This window comes from Rhodoblastus acidophilus (genome assembly GCF_009720655.1).
Lineage (GTDB): Bacteria > Pseudomonadota > Alphaproteobacteria > Rhizobiales > Beijerinckiaceae > Rhodoblastus > Rhodoblastus acidophilus_A.
The window spans coordinates 73,514-88,474 of sequence record NZ_WNKS01000005.1; the positions used below are offsets into that span (position 1 = coordinate 73,514).

General features: G+C 65.8%; 14 protein-coding genes. 11 read left to right on the plus strand and 3 right to left on the minus strand.

The annotated features are described in order from the left end of the window. The first annotated feature begins 47 nt into the window (after window positions 1–47). On the plus strand, window positions 48–716 hold the full coding sequence (locus tag GJ654_RS07920; protein ID WP_196305470.1) for a GDSL-type esterase/lipase family protein: 669 nt from the start codon (window positions 48–50) through the stop codon (window positions 714–716). Between the two features lie 19 nt (window positions 717–735). Beyond that, on the plus strand, window positions 736–2,295 hold the full coding sequence (locus tag GJ654_RS07925) for an AAA family ATPase (RefSeq protein WP_155445613.1): 1,560 nt from the start codon (window positions 736–738) through the stop codon (window positions 2,293–2,295). Window positions 2,296–2,312: 17 nt separating this feature from the next. Here GJ654_RS07925 and GJ654_RS07930 read toward each other — a convergent pair whose 3' ends face one another. The 3 genes from GJ654_RS07930 to GJ654_RS07940 all read right to left on the minus strand — a co-directional run bounded on the left by GJ654_RS07930 (window position 2,313) and on the right by GJ654_RS07940 (window position 4,197). Next, window positions 2,313–2,528, minus strand: a complete 216-nt coding sequence (locus tag GJ654_RS07930) for a hypothetical protein (RefSeq protein ID WP_155445614.1) — start codon at window positions 2,526–2,528, stop codon at window positions 2,313–2,315. A 101-nt stretch (window positions 2,529–2,629) separates the two neighbouring features. Next, window positions 2,630–3,247, minus strand: coding sequence for a helix-turn-helix domain-containing protein (locus tag GJ654_RS07935; RefSeq protein ID WP_155445615.1), 618 nt, complete (start codon window positions 3,245–3,247; stop codon window positions 2,630–2,632). A gap of 20 nt (window positions 3,248–3,267) precedes the next feature. Then, window positions 3,268–4,197, minus strand: a complete 930-nt coding sequence (locus tag GJ654_RS07940) for a DMT family transporter (RefSeq protein WP_155445616.1) — start codon at window positions 4,195–4,197, stop codon at window positions 3,268–3,270. Window positions 4,198–4,279: 82 nt separating this feature from the next. On the opposite strand from GJ654_RS07940, the gene GJ654_RS07945 reads away from it, so the two are divergent. The 9 genes from GJ654_RS07945 to lpxD all read left to right on the plus strand — a co-directional run bounded on the left by GJ654_RS07945 (window position 4,280) and on the right by lpxD (window position 14,940). Then, a complete protein-coding gene (locus tag GJ654_RS07945) occupies window positions 4,280–5,125 on the plus strand; it encodes a UDP-2,3-diacylglucosamine diphosphatase (RefSeq protein ID WP_155445617.1) in 846 nt (281 codons plus the stop codon). A gap of 227 nt (window positions 5,126–5,352) precedes the next feature. Beyond that, window positions 5,353–6,078 carry a UMP kinase gene (pyrH, locus tag GJ654_RS07950; RefSeq protein WP_196305471.1) on the plus strand — a complete coding sequence of 242 codons (726 nt, stop codon included), beginning with the start codon at window positions 5,353–5,355 and terminating at the stop codon, window positions 6,076–6,078. Window positions 6,079–6,140: 62 nt separating this feature from the next. After that, complete coding sequence (frr, locus tag GJ654_RS07955) at window positions 6,141–6,701, plus strand: ribosome recycling factor (protein WP_155445619.1); 561 nt, start codon at window positions 6,141–6,143, stop codon at window positions 6,699–6,701. A 79-nt stretch (window positions 6,702–6,780) separates the two neighbouring features. Next, on the plus strand, window positions 6,781–7,560 hold the full coding sequence (locus tag GJ654_RS07960) for an isoprenyl transferase (protein ID WP_155445620.1): 780 nt from the start codon (window positions 6,781–6,783) through the stop codon (window positions 7,558–7,560). Further along, a complete protein-coding gene (locus tag GJ654_RS07965) occupies window positions 7,557–8,438 on the plus strand; it encodes a phosphatidate cytidylyltransferase (RefSeq protein WP_155445621.1) in 882 nt (293 codons plus the stop codon). Before GJ654_RS07960 ends, GJ654_RS07965 begins: the two co-directional genes overlap by 4 nt. Window positions 8,439–8,447: 9 nt before the next feature. Then, window positions 8,448–9,647 carry a 1-deoxy-D-xylulose-5-phosphate reductoisomerase gene (gene dxr / locus GJ654_RS07970; RefSeq protein ID WP_155445622.1) on the plus strand — a complete coding sequence of 400 codons (1,200 nt, stop codon included), beginning with the start codon at window positions 8,448–8,450 and terminating at the stop codon, window positions 9,645–9,647. A gap of 80 nt (window positions 9,648–9,727) precedes the next feature. Continuing rightward, the gene (locus GJ654_RS07975; protein WP_155445623.1) at window positions 9,728–10,876 is read left to right on the plus strand and encodes a M50 family metallopeptidase; all 1,149 of its coding nucleotides are present in this window, start codon (window positions 9,728–9,730) and stop codon (window positions 10,874–10,876) included. Window positions 10,877–11,349: 473 nt separating this feature from the next. Further along, window positions 11,350–13,839: an outer membrane protein assembly factor BamA gene (gene bamA, locus GJ654_RS07980; protein WP_155445624.1), complete on the plus strand. Its 2,490-nt coding sequence runs from the start codon at window positions 11,350–11,352 to the stop codon at window positions 13,837–13,839. A 63-nt stretch (window positions 13,840–13,902) separates the two neighbouring features. Beyond that, window positions 13,903–14,940 (plus strand): UDP-3-O-(3-hydroxymyristoyl)glucosamine N-acyltransferase, encoded by a 1,038-nt coding sequence (gene lpxD, locus GJ654_RS07985; protein WP_155445625.1) that lies wholly within the window; start codon window positions 13,903–13,905, stop codon window positions 14,938–14,940. Window positions 14,941–14,961: the final 21 nt, after the last annotated feature.

Here is a 14,961-nt window from a genome sequence, read left to right on the forward strand (position 1 = left end):
TCGTCTGCGCGCCGGTCGGCGCGCAGGATGCGAGCCGCTGCGAACCGGTGAGCGAATCTCTGGCCGCGCCCGCGCCCCTGCCCCAGGTGACGGCGGCGCTGGCGCGGGCCGACAAAAAATTGCGGCTGCTGATCATCGGCGGCCCGGCGGGCGGTTCGCGCAGCGCGCGCCGCTCCTATCCCGCGACACTCGAAAGCCTGCTGGAAAAGGCGCTCGCCGGAATCGACGTGATCGTCGTCAACCGGCCGATGTCCGGGGAGACCGCCGCCAACGCGCTGGAGCGCATCCGCACCGAAATGGCGCTGCAACGCCCGGACCTCTTGATCTGGCAGGTCGGAGGCGGCGACATTTTGGCTCATGTCGCGCCGTGGGATTACGAACAGAACCTCGCCGACGGCGTGCGCTGGGTGAAGGAGGCGGGAGCCGACGTGCTGCTGGTCGGCTTCGAGGCCAACCCTTACCTGCACGACGACGCCGAAGAGGCCGCGATCCAGGAGGCGACGCGCAAAGTCGCGGCCAAGGAAGGCGTGTTCTACATCCGCCGCGCCGAGGCGGTCCAGGTCGCCGCGCGCGCCAAAAGCCGCGCCGACCAGGGCGACAATCCTCTGCCGTTGGAGACCGGCGGCGAATGCGTCGCGGCGCAGGTGGCGCAAGCGCTTGCCGCCAATCTGGTGTTGCGCCGCACCCGCCCGACCGCGCCGATCATCGAGCCGTAACGCGACAGCAAGGACTGGCATGGCGCAGGAAGACACGATCGCGTTCTTGAAGCGAAAGCTCGCCGGGGAGGCCGGGGTTGATCCGTCGCTGATCGAAGTGAAGGAGACCCATGTCTCCATCGTCCTGCTCGCCGGCGGCCTGGTGTTCAAGCTCAAGCGCGCCGTGCTGTTTCCCTATCTGGATTTTTCGACCCCGGAGAAACGCGAGGCGGCCTGCCGCGCCGAGGTCGCCCTCAACGCCCGCGCCGCGCCCGACCTCTATCTCGGCGTTCGCGCCGTCACCCGCGACGGCGACGCGCTCGCTTTCGACGGGCCGGGCGAACGCGTCGATTGCATCGTCACCATGCGCCGCTTCGACGAGGCCGACCTGTTCGACGTGATGGCGCGGGAGAACCGCCTCAAGCGCATCCACATCGACGCGCTGGCCGAGACCATTTCGCGCTTCCACGCCAAGGCCGAGCGTTTCCCCGATGCCGAGGGCGCCGCCGCCATGGCGCATTTGCTCGACCTCAACGACAAGAGTTTCGAGGGCTGCCACCTGTTCGCGCCGGCCGACGTGGCGCGCCTGGAGAAAAAATTCCGCGACGAGCTGGCGCGGATCGCCGACCTGCTCGACGCGCGCGCGCAAACCGGCTTTGTCCGCCTGTGCCACGGCGATCTCTATCTTCGCAACATCTGCCTGTTCCAGGGCAAGCCCACCCTGTTCGACTGCATCGAGTTCGACGAGGCGCTCGCCCGGATCGACGTGCTCTACGACGTCGCCTTCACGCTGATGGACCTGTGGCTGTGCGGCCGGCGCGACCTCGCCAACCTGCTCTACAACCGCTACGCCAGCGCCTTCTTCCGCACCCTGCCCGACCTGCCGGCGAAGGTGCGCGACGGCTACGCCACCCTGCCGTTCTTCATGGCGCTGCGCGCCGCCATCCGCGCCCATATCGCCAGCGGCCAGGCGCGCACCGGCCACGGCGGCTGCGTGAAGGAGCACGAGGACGAGGCGCGCGCCTATTTTAAGCTCGCGGAGGGGCTGCTGGAGCCGCATGGCAAAATGCTGATCGTGATCGGCGGGCTGAGCGGCACGGGCAAATCGACGCTGGCGGGAAAAATCGCCGCCGAAATCGGCCCGCCGCCCGGCGCCCGCAGCCTGAACTCGGACCGCACGCGAAAGGCGATGCACAAGCTGTTGCCAACCGACCGGCTGCCGCCCGAGGCCTATGCGATGAACATCACCGCCGCCGTCTATCTGCGACTGCTGTCGCGGGCGCTGGACGCGCTGAACCAGGGGCGCGCGGTGGTGATCGACGCCGTGTACAGCGCGCCGGATGAGCGCCAGGCCGTGGAGAAACTCGCCCGCGACGCCGGGGTCCCGTTTTTGGGATTATGGCTGGAAGGACCGCCCGACGTCCTTCGACAGCGGGTGCGCGACCGGCGAAAAGGGTCTTCGGACGCCGACGAGGCGGTTTTGGAGGCGCAATTGCAGCGTCCGGTCGGCGACATCACCTGGGTGCGGCTGGATTGCACCCTGCCGGACCTTGAGCAAAGAGTTCTGGCCTTCGCCCGCAAGGCGATGGGCGAAGCCTAAACGACAGACGTGCGGTCCTACCGCCGATTGACGCTCGAGAGCCGGATGGATGTGACCTCCCGGTCGAAATCGAAGCGCGGCGCGACTTTCGCAAGGTGTTCGATGGCCGAAACCAGCTTGTCCCGGACGTCGGACAGCTGGCGGGTCTGCAATCCGTGACATTCCAGATCTTCGAGCGCGAACAGCAATTTTGTCAGCGCCTGCTCCGCCACCGCCTCGATGGACTCACCCATGACAACCCCGCACATGACTCTTGTGCGTCGCAGATTTGCAACAGTTCAGCACGATCCAGGAGAATTCTGTCTGAATTGAGGCGTTTAGCGGAAAACCGGCCTCACTCCATCGCAGCCGCGCGCAAGATGCAGATCATATGGGCGCGCGCCAGGATTTTTCCGGTGTTGCGGATCACATGCGGACGGTCGGCGCGATAACGAAGCGTGTCCCCCGCCACGGCCGTTTCGGTTTCGTCGCCGGATTCCACCTGCAATTCGCCTTCAAGCACGGTGAGCGATTCCATCGCGCCGCGCTGGTGGGCGTCGGATTCCAGCACCCCGCCCGGCTCGGCGGAAAAATCGTACCATTGCAGCCAGTCGATGGTCTTGCTCCAGCCGGTGATGCCCAGCCGGCACTTGCCGTCGTCGGACACCAGCAGCGGCGTGTCGTTGCGCGAAATTTTCTCCAGGAACGCCGAATCCTCGTCCTCGCGCAAAACCTGCTCGATGGAGACGTCGAGCGCCTGCGCCAATCGCCACAGGGTCACGAGCGTCGGATTGGTCTCGTTGCGCTCGATCTGGCTGATGATGGATTTAGCCACCCCCGACTGCTCGGACAGTTCCGACAGCGACAGGTTGGAGGCTTTTCGCAAGCGATTCACGGTCTTGCCGAGCTGCCCGGCCAGCGCGTGGGCGCCGGCCTCCAAGACCTTCTGTTTGTCCCTGCCTTCGACGCCCATGGACGGGTCCGTTCGGAATTCTAAACGATTTCGTTTGATATAACGAATTTTTGTGACCGTTGGAAGCGCCTTTCGCTCAGCGCCAACAAGCCGGCGCTCGAAATGGCGGCGACGCCGACCAGCACCGGGACGGACGGGAATTCGCCGTCGAAGGCGAAGCTGGCGAGCAGCGCCCAGACCATGGCGAGATAATCGAAGGCCGCCAGCAGCGAGGCGTCGGCGTGGCGATAGGACGAGGTCGCGAGAATTTGCGCGACGCCGCCCGCCGCCCCCGCCACGACCACGCCCATCCAGGCGCTTTGGTCCGGCGTGACCCAGGCCTGCGCGCCGAGCGCGGGAACGAAGGGCGCCAGCGCCAGCACACTCCCGCCGAACAGTGTGCAGAGACAGGTGAAGTAGAACACGATGGCGCCGGTGGTTTCGACTTGCGCGAGGCGGCGCGTCTGCACGATCGACAGCGCCGCGCAGAGCGCGCCGAACAGCGCGACTCCCGCCCCGAACCGAGCGTCCGAACCGCCAACGGCGCCCAAATGTTCCGACAGCATGACCAGCACGCCGCCGAAGCCGAGCAAGACCGCGAGCCAGCGCGACACATGCAGGCGCTCGCGCAGGAAAACCCCGGCGATCACGGTGACGAAGATCGGATAAGCGTAGAAATAGGCGGTGGCGTCGGCAAGCGGCAGCAGCGCGAGCGCGGAAAAATTCGAAAACATGCCGGCGACGCCGGACAGCCCGCGGCCCAGATGGCCGAGCGGCCGCTTCGTCGCCAGCGCGCCGGACAGGGCGCGGCTCGCCGCCAGCCAGACGAACAGGATGAGCAGCGCGATCAGCGAACGGAAGAAGACGATTTCCGCCACCGGCACATTGTTCTGCGCGGCGGCGCGCACCCCCAGCGCCATGGCGGTGAAGGCCAGGGTCGACAGGGTTTTCAGCAGAATTCCCGTGAACATGCCGGTGGAGTGCCAGCTTTGTCATCGGGACGCAACAATAGACTGGCAGCAAAAAGGGAGTTCATCAGCGGAAGACCAGATCATGAGCGCCATTGTGAACCGCAACGACGACGAGGTCGCGCCCCGGCGCTATCGCACGCTGTTCCTTTCGGACATTCACCTGGGCACCCGCGGCTGCCAGGCCGAACTTCTGCTGGATTTCTTCAAGCACAACGAGTCGGAAGAACTCTTTCTCGTCGGCGACATTGTCGACGGCTGGCGGCTGAAGAGCGGCTGGTACTGGCCGCAGGCCCACAATGACGTGGTGCAGAAATTTTTGCGCAAAGTGCGCAAAGGGACGCGCGTCGTGTTCGTGCCGGGCAACCACGACGAATTCGCCCGCGATTTTGTCGGCATGGAATTCGGCGGCGTCGAGGTCGAGGACCATGTGCTGCACAAGACCGCCGACGGCAAAACCTTGCTCATCTTGCACGGCGACCAGTTCGACGTGGTGGTGCGCCACGCCCGCTGGCTCGCCCATCTCGGCGACTGGGCCTACGATTTCGCCATCTGGGTCAATTGCTGGTTCAACCGGGCGCGCCGCCAGTTCGGCCTGCCCTATTGGTCGTTCTCGCAATGGGCCAAGCTCAAGGTGAAGAACGCCGTCAATTTCATCGGCGATTTCGAGAAAACCCTGGCGGCGGAAGCGCGCCGGCGCGGCGTCGACGGCATCGTCTGCGGCCACATCCATCACGCCGCGATCCGCGAAATCGACGGCGTCACCTATGTGAACACGGGCGATTTCGTCGAATCCTGCACCGCCATCGCCGAACATTTCGATGGGACGCTGGAGCTGATCCACTGGAAGCTCCTGGAAAGCGAGCGGGCGCAGGTCGAAGCCAACACCGAGCCGCAGTTCCTGCCCGGCGCGCGCGTGGCGGCGGAATAGGCGCGCCGGGAAGCGCGCCCACCCCTGCGTGATAGAGTCGCGTCTGGCGGCCGATCGCTTTTCGCGCGCCGGCGCGCGCGCCGGCGATCCGGATTTCCCATGATTGCAGAGCCTCCGCTTCCCCGGACACCACGGCTGGAGGGCTCGCCTTGCGCCGGAAAGCGCGGAAGCCTATGAAAGCGGCGCCTGGAGACTCATCCGGGCGCCGCAGGTTTTTGAGGATTTCGATGGCTTCGCAGTCGCCGCAATGGAAACGGGTGGTCGTCAAACTGTCCGGAGAGGCGTTGCAGGGCGGCCAGACCCACGGGCTCGACGGGGCGACCGTCGACCGCATCGCCGCCGATCTGGTTTCCGCCGCCGAACTCGGCGCGGAGATCGCCGTCGTTGTTGGCGGCGGCAATTTCTTTCGCGGCATCCAGGGCGCCGACAAGGGCATCGAGCGGGCGCGCGCCGATTCCATCGGCATGCTGGCCACCGTGATGAACGCGCTCGCCATGGAGCATGCGGTCGAAAAACTCGGCCGCCACGCCCGCGCGCTGTCCGCCGTCGCCATGCCCTCGCTCTGTCAGCCCTATTCGCGCAACGCCGCGCTGCACCATCTCGCCAAGGGGCGGATCGTGATGCTGGCCGGCGGCACCGGCAATCCCTTCTTCACCACCGACACCGGCGCGGCGCTGCGCGGCGCCGAACTGTCCTGCGACGCCATCATGAAGGCGACGCAGGTGGACGGAATCTACTCCGCCGACCCGAAAAAGGACCCGTCGGCGACGCGTTACGACCGCCTGACCCATGACGAGGCCATTTCGAAAAATCTGGCGGTGATGGACACGGCGGCTTTTGCCCTTGCGAGGGAGAACAGGATTCCGATAATCGTGTTTTCCATTGCGGAACCCGGCGCCATCCGCGCCGCGCTGGAGGGAAAAGGCAGGGCGACCTACGTCCTGCCGGAGTGAGTTCAGCCCAAGTTCGACGCGAGGGACACAGGTCCCCGTCTGCTTGGCGAGAGGGGAAAGAAATGGCTGCCGAATTTGACCTTGACGACATCAAGCGCCGCATGCAGGGCGCCATCGCCGCGCTGAAGCACGAGCTCGGCGGCTTGCGCACCGGACGCGCCTCGGCGGCCCTGCTGGAGCCGGTGATGGTCGTCGCCTATGGCCAGGCCATGCCGATCAACCAGGTCGCCACCGTCTCGGTGTCGGAAGCCCGCGCGCTCGCGGTGCAGGTGTGGGACAAGAACATGGTCGGCGCCGTCGACCGCGCGATTCGCGACGCGAATCTGGGCCTGTCGCCCACCACCGAGGGACAGATCCTGCGCATCCGCATCCCCGAACTGAACGAGCAGCGCCGCAAGGAGCTGGCCAAGATCGCGCACAAATATGCGGAAGAATCGCGCGTCGCCGTGCGCCATGTGCGCCGCGACGGCATGGAAGTCCTCAAAAAACTGGTCAAGGACAAGGCCATGAGCGAGGACGACGAGAAGCGCCACGAGGCGGAGGTGCAGAAGGCCACCGACGCCGCCATCGGTGACATCGACCACGCGCTGGCGACCAAGGAAAAGGAAATCATGCAGGTTTAGCGCCTTGCCGGGTCGCGGCCTTGGCCGCTATGCTGACCACGCGGCGGGCGGCGGAACGCTGGGCTTCGGACGGAACGGGATGAAGGACAAGCAGGCATCTTTCGCCGAAGGCGCATCCCGCGATCTTCGCGCGCCGCTGCACGTGGGCGTCATCATGGACGGCAACGGCCGCTGGGCGGCGCAGCGCGGCCTGCCGCGATTCGAGGGCCACCGGCGCGGCGTCGAGGCCTTGCGCCGCACCGTCCGCGCCGCCGCCGACTTCGGCGTGCGCTATCTCACCGTCTACAGTTTCTCCTCGGAAAACTGGTCCCGCCCGCCGGCGGAGATCACCGAGCTGATGGGCCTGCTGAAATTCTTCATCCGCTCCGACCTGCGCACGCTGGAGCAGGAGGGGGTCCGCGTGCGGGTGATCGGCGACCGCGACAATCTCAAGGCGGACATCGTCGCCCTGCTCGACGAGGCGGAGGCGCGCACGCGCCACAATTCCAAGCTGGACCTGATCGTCGCCTTCAACTACGGCTCGCGCCAGGAAATCGTCGCCGCCGCCCGCGACCTCGCCCGCGAGGTCGCGGCGGGAAAGATTTCGCCCGACGACATCGACGAAACCCTGTTCGCCAGCCGGCTCGGCACGCGCTTCGCCCCCGACCCCGACCTGATCATCCGGACATCAGGCGAAATGCGCCTGTCGAATTTCCTGATGTGGCAGTCGGCCTATAGCGAACTGGTCTTCCTGCCGATCTACTGGCCCGACTTCGACCGCCAGGCGTTCCAGGCGGCGCTCGAAACGTTTCGCGCCCGCGAGCGGCGCTTCGGCGGGGTCCTGGAGTCCGAAAAACCCAAAGTGATGACCGCGTCATGACCGCTCCGCCCGCGCCCATTCTGTCGCGCCTCGGCCTCAAGTCGGCCGGCGGCTTCGCCGACCTCGCCCTGCGCGCCGTCTCCGCCCTGGTTCTGGCCGTCGCCGCGGTCGCCGCGCTCTGGTATGGCGGCTGGGCGTTCGGCCTGTTCTGGCTGCTCGCCGCGCTCGCCGCCCACTGGGAATGGACCGATCTGATCGGCGGCCCGCTGCCATGGAGTCGTCGCATCGTCGGCGCGCTCGGGCTGATCGCGGCGCTGGTCCTGCAAAGCCTGCGGCAATACGAATTCGCGCTGTTCGCCCTCGCCCTCGCCGCGGCCTTCAACACCTGGGCGGCTGGCGTCGGCTATCGGTTCCTCGCCGCCGCCGGGATGTTCTATTCAGGCGGCCTGCTCTTGGCGGTCACCGCCCTGCGCCAGCCGGCCTTTTTCGGCATGTGCGCCATCGGCTGGCTGTTCGCGGTGGTCTGGGGCACCGACGTGTTCGCCTATTTCGGCGGCCGGCTGATCGGCGGCAAAAAACTCGCGCCGAGCATTTCGCCGGGAAAAACCTGGTCCGGCTTTCTGGTCGGCGTCGGCTGCGGCGCGATTCTTGGCGCCGCGACCGCCGCGCTCTGGCCCAATGTCCGCGCGCCCTTCTTCCCCGTGCTGGCGCTGGGTCTCGCCGCCGGCGCGGTGGCGCAGGTCGGCGACCTTTTCGAATCCTGGCTGAAACGCCGCGCCGGCGTCAAGGATTCCAGCCGGCTCATTCCCGGCCACGGCGGGGTGATGGACCGGCTCGACGGTTTTATCTTCGCGGCCATTTTCGCCGCTCTGTTCGGACTGTTCCGCGTGGCGCTCCAGGGTTGGCCCAGCTCCGCCGCCGGCCTCTTCTTCTGGTAAAGGTATAAAATGTCTCTCGCGCTCGCTCCCGCCGCCGAACCAAAAAAACTCAACATTCTCGGGGCCACCGGCTCCATCGGCCGCTCCGCCGAGGCGGTGATCCTCGGGGCGCCGGGAAGGTTCGAGGTCGGGACGGTGGCGAGCGGCCGCGACGCGAAAAACCTTGCGCGCGTCGCCAAGTCTTTGGGCGCGCGCTTTGCCGCCGTCGCCGATCCCGCCTCCTATTCCGAACTCAAGGCGGAATTGTCCGGCTCGGGCATTGAATGCGGCGCGGGACCGGAGGCCATGGTCCAGGCGGCCGTGCGCCCGGCCGATCTCGTCGTCGGCGCCATCGCCGGCGCGGCCGGCGTCAAGCCGACCTATGCCGCGGTCGAGGCCGGGCTCGACGTGGCGCTGGCCAACAAGGAATGCCTCGTCTGCGCCGGCGACGCTTTTATGCGCGCCGCGCGGCGCAAAGGCGTGAGGGTGCTGCCGATGGATTCGGAGCACAACGCCATTTTCCAGGCGCTCGGCGGCGAGCCCATCGAAAATGTCGAGACCATGTGGCTCACGGCCTCGGGCGGCCCGTTCCGCACCTGGAGCGCTGAAGCCATCGCCGCTGCTGCGCCCGAACAGGCGCTCGCCCATCCCAACTGGGCCATGGGGCCGAAAGTCACCATCGATTCCGCCAGCCTGATGAACAAGGGCCTCGAACTGATCGAGGCGCTGCACATTTTCGCCATCCCGGCGGAAAAACTCGACGTGCTCGTGCATCCGCAGAGCATTGTCCACGGCATGGTGTCCTTCGCCGATGGCGCGGTGACCGCCGGCATGGCCAATCCCGACATGAAGGCCCCGATCGCCCATTGCCTCGCCTGGCCGGAGCGCGTGGCGACCAGCGTGCGCCGGCTCGACCTTGGCGCCATCGGAACACTCACATTTGAAAAGCCCGATCTCGACCGTTTCCCGGCGCTGCGCGTCGCCATGGCCGCGCTGCGCGCCGGCGGGGCCATGCCGACCATTCTGAATGCGGCGAATGAGATCATGGTCGCCGCCTTCCTGAACAAGAAGATTGGATTCAACGATATAGCCCGGGAAGTTGAAGCGGTGTGCGACGATTTCGCCCGCCGCAACGCCACCGGCGCGCCGGCCGATGTCGAGGAGGCGCTCGCCGTTGACCATATTGTGCGAGAAAAATCCCTGACGCGGGTGAAGGGGGTTGGCGGTTAACGCCGGATCAGGCACTGTTAAGCAGTTGGTAACCATGCGCCGCACTCCCTATGTAAGGGCGGCGCGGGGGAGTAAACTGCATGCCGCTGATTGATTCCGTCTGGACGCTCGTGGGGACCTATCTCGTGCCCTTCATTTTCGTGCTCAGTCTCGTGGTGTTCTTCCACGAACTCGGCCATTTCCTGGTCGGGCGCGCGTGCGGGATCAAGGTCGACGTGTTCTCCCTCGGCTTCGGCCCGGAGATCGCCGGCTTCAACGACCGCTACGGCACGCGCTGGCGGCTCGCCCTCCTGCCGCTCGGCGGCTACGTCAAATTCCACGGCGACGCCAACGGGGCCAGCGCCACCGACAACGAGGCGATCGACGCCATGCCGGAGGCGGAGCGCGCTGTCACCTTCGCCGCGCAGAACGTCTGGAAGCGCGCGGCGACCGTCGCCGCCGGCCCCATCGCCAATTTCATCCTGGCGCTGGCGATTTTCACCGTGATGTTCTTCGTCCAGGGGCGCGACGTGCTGACCCCGCGCGTGGACAAGCTGGTCGAGGGCGGCCGCGCCGCGATCTCCGGGTTCAAGACGGGCGACGTGGTCACCTCCATCGACGGCAAGAAGATCGAGTCCTTCGGCGAGATGCAGCGCATCGTCACCGCCAGCGGCGACGTGACGCTCAAATTCACCATTTTGCGCGACGGGCGCGAGCTGGAGCTGACCGCCACGCCGGAGCGCCGCGAGATCAAAACCGCCTTCGGTCCGGAGCGCATCGGCCTCCTCGGCATTTCCTCCTCGGGAGCCCCGGAGTCCTGGACCAAGAAATATTTCACCGTGCCCGGCGCCATGCGGGAGGCGGGCAAGGAAACCTGGTACGTGATCTCGCGCACCGGCGCCTATCTCGGCGGCCTCGTGGTCGGCCGCGAGTCCCCGCAGCAACTTTCCGGCCCGCTGCGCATCGCCGAAGTCTCCGGCGAGGTGGCCAAGTCCGGTCTTTGGGCGCTGCTCAATCTTGCGGCGATCCTGTCGATCTCGGTCGGCCTGCTCAACCTCCTGCCGGTTCCTCTGCTCGATGGCGGCCATCTGCTCTATTTCGTCGCCGAGGCGCTGCGCGGCCGCGCCCTGCCGGAGCGCGCGCAGGAGCTGGGGTTCAGGTTCGGCATGGCCTTTGTCGCCGGCCTGATGATCGTCGCCACCTACAACGACATTGCGCGGCTGACCAAGCAGTGGCTCAATCTGGGGTGAGCGCCGCGTCGCGCCCTCCGCGTCCTGGCCGGGCTTGTCCCGGCCATCCACGCCGGACTGGAGGATCGGTTCTCAAGGCGCCACACGAAGCCGGGCTCCGCGAGGATGCCCGGAACAAGTCCGGGCATGACCAAGGTGGGTTGACGGCTTGACGCGAGGCTCCAGCGGCGCCGCCAAATCTTTACTTCCCGTTTACCATATTTAACGCTCCGTGGTGTTTCACCTTGGGGCATTTTTGTGGCTTTGCCGTTGAAATGCCCGAAAAACGTGGCCCTTCGGCCACGCCGGGGGTAAAAAAACAGGACGCGACCCGTTTCAGATTTGCAGGAAACCTTAAACCTTGTAGAAGCAGAGTCGCATGGTTTCGATGGGTCTATCCTGTTCCATCGAACAGAAATTTTCGCCGGTTGGCCGGCGGCCGAAGCCAAGGGGGCGACCCCGCGGCGACGGTGACTTTCAAGGGCCGGGTTTTCATGAAGTTTCGCCAAGCTCTCCTCGGTCGGTCCGCCGCCACGGCCATTCTGGTCGCTGGACTCGCGTCCTCTTCGGCCGCGCTGGCTGAATCGGTCGTCGTTCAGGGCAACCACCGCGTCGATTCGGAGACCATCAGCTCCTATTTCGTCAGCAACGACCCCAACGAAGCCGTGAAAAAGCTGTACGAAACCGGCTATTTCTCTGACGTGAAGCTCAGCCGCTCCGGCGGCAGGCTTGTCGTCCACGTCGTCGAGAACAGCCAGCAGATCAACCACGTGGTGTTCGTCGGCAACAGCAAGGTCAAGGCCGAGGATCTCACCAAGGAAATTCGCCTGCAATCGGGCGGCGCCTTCAGCGAATCCGCCGCGCAGGCCGACGTGCAGCGCATCAGCGACGTCTATCGCCGCGCCGGCCGCAGCGGCGCCCAGGTCAGCTTCCACACCGTTCCCGTGCCCAACGGCACGGTCGACGTGGTCTATGACATCCAGGAAGGCGACAAGACCGGCGTCAAGGAAATCCGCTTCATCGGCAACCAGGCGTATTCGACGTCAAAACTGGTCGGCATGATGGAAACCACGGAGATGAACTATCTCTCCTGGTTCAAGTCGTCGGACGTCTATGATCCCGACCGCATCGCCAAGGACGCGGAAATCATCCGCCGCTACTACCTGAAGAACGGCTACGCCGATTTCCACGTCACCGGCGTCGATGCGACCTACGACCCGTCGCAAGGCGGCTATGTCATCACCATTTCGGTGGAAGAAGGCCTGCCCTACACGGTCAGCTCGTCCGTGGTGGAATCGCATCTGCGCGGCGTCGACGCCGCCTCGCTCGAAGGCGACCTGCGCATCCACGCCGGCGACATTTATAACGGCGACCTCGTCGACAAGACGGTCGAGGCCATGACCCGCGACGTGGGGCGGCACGGCTACGCCTTCACCAGCATCCGCCCGCGCGGCGACAAGAACCAGGCGACCCATACGATCGACCTGGCCTTCGTCGCCGAAGACGGCCCGCGCGTCTACATCGAGCGCATCAACATCCACGGCAACACCGCCACCCGCGATTACGTCATTCGCCGCGAATTCGACATCGGCGAGGGCGACGCCTACAACAAGGTGCTGATCGACAAGGCGGAGAAACGCCTGAACGCGCTCGGCTTCTTCAAGAAGGTGAGGGTCGCCAACGCGCAGGGTTCGTCGTCCGACCGCGTCATCATCGACGTCGATGTCGAGGAGCAGAGCACCGGCTCGTTCTCGGTGTCGGGCGGCTATTCGACCACCGAGGGTTTCCTGGCGGAAGTCTCGGTGTCGCAATCGAACTTCATGGGTCGCGGCGAATATGTGCGCACGGCCGTGTCCATCGGCCAGTACGCCAAGGGCATCGAACTCAACTATACCGAGCCCTTCTTCCTCGACCAGCGCCTCGCCGCGGGCTTCGACGTCTATTCCAAGGTGTCGCAGGCCACCACCTGGCAGTATTACAACAACTGGGTCACGGGCGGCACCTTGCGCCTGGGCGTTCCGGTGACGGACGAGATCACTTTCGCGCCGCGCTACACCGGCTATTTCTCGCGGATGACGATTCCGAACACGTCGAGCCAGCCTTACAACGACTGCGGCTCGTCGATTTATCCGACGAGCGGCCCGAGAGAGGGCATCGCCGGCGTCTATCCGAACGAGTACACGTGCTTGAGCAATGGCGAAGCCTCGCTGGCGCTGAAGCAGGCCCAAGGCAACTGGGTCACCTCCATGGTCGGCTATACGCTCGCCTATACGGACCTCGACAACCTGCGCGATCCGCATCAGGGCATCACCGCCAACCTCAAACAGGATTTCGCCGGTCTCGGCGGCGATTCCCAGTTTATCCGCACCACCGGCGACCTGCGCTACTACCACGAGCTCTATTTCGACAACGTCGTCGGCATGGCGCGCCTCCAGGGCGGCAACATCACCGCCTGGGGCAATCAACAGTTGCGCATCGTCGACAACTTCAATCTCGGCAGTTCGCTGGTGCGCGGCTTCGCGCCGGGCGGCATCGGCCCGCGCGACATCACCAACGCCGGCTATGTCTCCACGTCGGGCAATGCGCTCGGCGGCACGAGCTATTACGGCGGCTCGCTGGAAGTTCAGTCGCCGATCTGGGGCATTCCCAAGGACATCGGCCTGAAGCTGGCGGTGTTCGCGGACGCCGGCACGCTGTTCGGCTACAAGGGCGCGACCAATTTCAACAGCTACCTGGGCTATACAGGATCCGCCTGCGTGCCGTCCGCGATCCGGACAGTCAATGGCTATCCGAACCAGCCCACGACGCAGGCGTCCTGCATCACCGTTGGCGGCGACACCACGGCGTTGCGCTCCTCGGTCGGCGTCGGCCTGATCTGGGCCTCGCCCATGGGGCCGATCCGCTTCAACTACGCCTTCGCCACGTCGAAGAACCAGTGGGACGTGCTGCAGCAGTTCAGCTTCTCGGGCGGAACCAGCTTCTGATCCGCGGTCGAATTCCCGAAAAGGCGCGGCTGGTCCGCGCCTTTTTTGTTCAGGAACGGTAAAATGGATGCGCTGAAATTCTTCCGCCGCGCGGTGGAGCCGTCGCTCGCCGACATCGTCGCCTGGACCGGCGCGAAGGCGCCGGAGGGGGCCGACCTCACCGCAAGAGTCCTTGACGTCGCGCCGCTCGACAAGGCGCGCCCGGGCGACCTCGTGTTCCTCGACAATCCCAAATATGCGGCGCAGTTGGAAAAAACCCGCGCCACCGCCGTCCTGATCGGCGAGAAACATGCGCACAGGACCCCCGAGGGCTGCGTGCCGCTGGTGGTGGCCGAGCCCTATCGCGCCTGCGCCGTCGTCAGCGCCAAAATCTATCCCGAGGCGGCGCGGCCGAATTCCCTGTTCGACGGCGCCGGGATTGAGCCGGGCGGACGCGTGCACCAGACCGCGCGGCTCGAAGCCGGCGTCACCGTCGATCCCGGCGCGGTCATCGGCCCTCGCGCGGAAATCGGCGCGGGCACGGTGATCCATCCCAATGCGGTGATCGGCCCGGACGTGCGCATCGGCCGCAATTGCGTGATCGGCGCCAACGCCACCGTGCTCAACGCGCTGGTCGGCGACGAGGTCATCATCCATCCCGGCGTGCGGATCGGCCAGGATGGGTTCGGTTTCGCCATGGGGCCGCGCGGTCATTTGAAAGTGCCGCAGATCGGCCGCGTCATCATCCAGGACAAGGTGGAGATCGGCGCCAACACCACGATCGATCGCGGCGCCAACCGCGACACGCTGATCGGCGAGGGCACGAAAATCGACAATCTGGTGCAGATCGCCCACAATGTCGCGATCGGCCGCCATTGCGTCATCGTCAGCCAGGTCGGCATCTCCGGCTCGACGGAAGTGGCCGACTTCGTCGTCATCGCGGGCCAGGCGGGGATCACCGGCCATTTGAAGATCGGCATGGGCGCGCAGATCGGCGCGCAGGCCGGCGTGATGGCCGATGTGCCCGCCGGCGCCAAAATGGGCGGCTCGCCCGCCCGCAACGCCCGCGACTGGCTGAAATCCGTCGCCTGGGTCGACAGGATGATGAAGAAGGGCCATTAGCTCTGGCCACGTCATCAAACT

Bases quoted from the DNA above. Each gene is read 5' to 3' on its own strand.
- GJ654_RS07925 (WP_155445613.1), top strand. From the start codon at position 736: ATGGCGCAGGAAGACACGATCGCGTTCTTGAAGCGAAAGCTCGCCGGG.
- GJ654_RS07930 (WP_155445614.1), bottom strand. From the start codon at position 2,528: ATGGGTGAGTCCATCGAGGCGGTGGCGGAGCAGGCGCTGACAAAATTG.
- GJ654_RS07935 (WP_155445615.1), bottom strand. From the start codon at position 3,247: ATGGGCGTCGAAGGCAGGGACAAACAGAAGGTCTTGGAGGCCGGCGCC.
- GJ654_RS07940 (WP_155445616.1), bottom strand. From the start codon at position 4,197: ATGTTCACGGGAATTCTGCTGAAAACCCTGTCGACCCTGGCCTTCACC.
- GJ654_RS07945 (WP_155445617.1), top strand. From the start codon at position 4,280: ATGAGCGCCATTGTGAACCGCAACGACGACGAGGTCGCGCCCCGGCGC.
- pyrH (WP_196305471.1), top strand. From the start codon at position 5,353: ATGGCTTCGCAGTCGCCGCAATGGAAACGGGTGGTCGTCAAACTGTCC.
- frr (WP_155445619.1), top strand. From the start codon at position 6,141: ATGGCTGCCGAATTTGACCTTGACGACATCAAGCGCCGCATGCAGGGC.
- GJ654_RS07960 (WP_155445620.1), top strand. From the start codon at position 6,781: ATGAAGGACAAGCAGGCATCTTTCGCCGAAGGCGCATCCCGCGATCTT.
- GJ654_RS07965 (WP_155445621.1), top strand. From the start codon at position 7,557: ATGACCGCTCCGCCCGCGCCCATTCTGTCGCGCCTCGGCCTCAAGTCG.
- dxr (WP_155445622.1), top strand. From the start codon at position 8,448: ATGTCTCTCGCGCTCGCTCCCGCCGCCGAACCAAAAAAACTCAACATT.
- GJ654_RS07975 (WP_155445623.1), top strand. From the start codon at position 9,728: ATGCCGCTGATTGATTCCGTCTGGACGCTCGTGGGGACCTATCTCGTG.
- bamA (WP_155445624.1), top strand. From the start codon at position 11,350: ATGAAGTTTCGCCAAGCTCTCCTCGGTCGGTCCGCCGCCACGGCCATT.
- lpxD (WP_155445625.1), top strand. From the start codon at position 13,903: ATGGATGCGCTGAAATTCTTCCGCCGCGCGGTGGAGCCGTCGCTCGCC.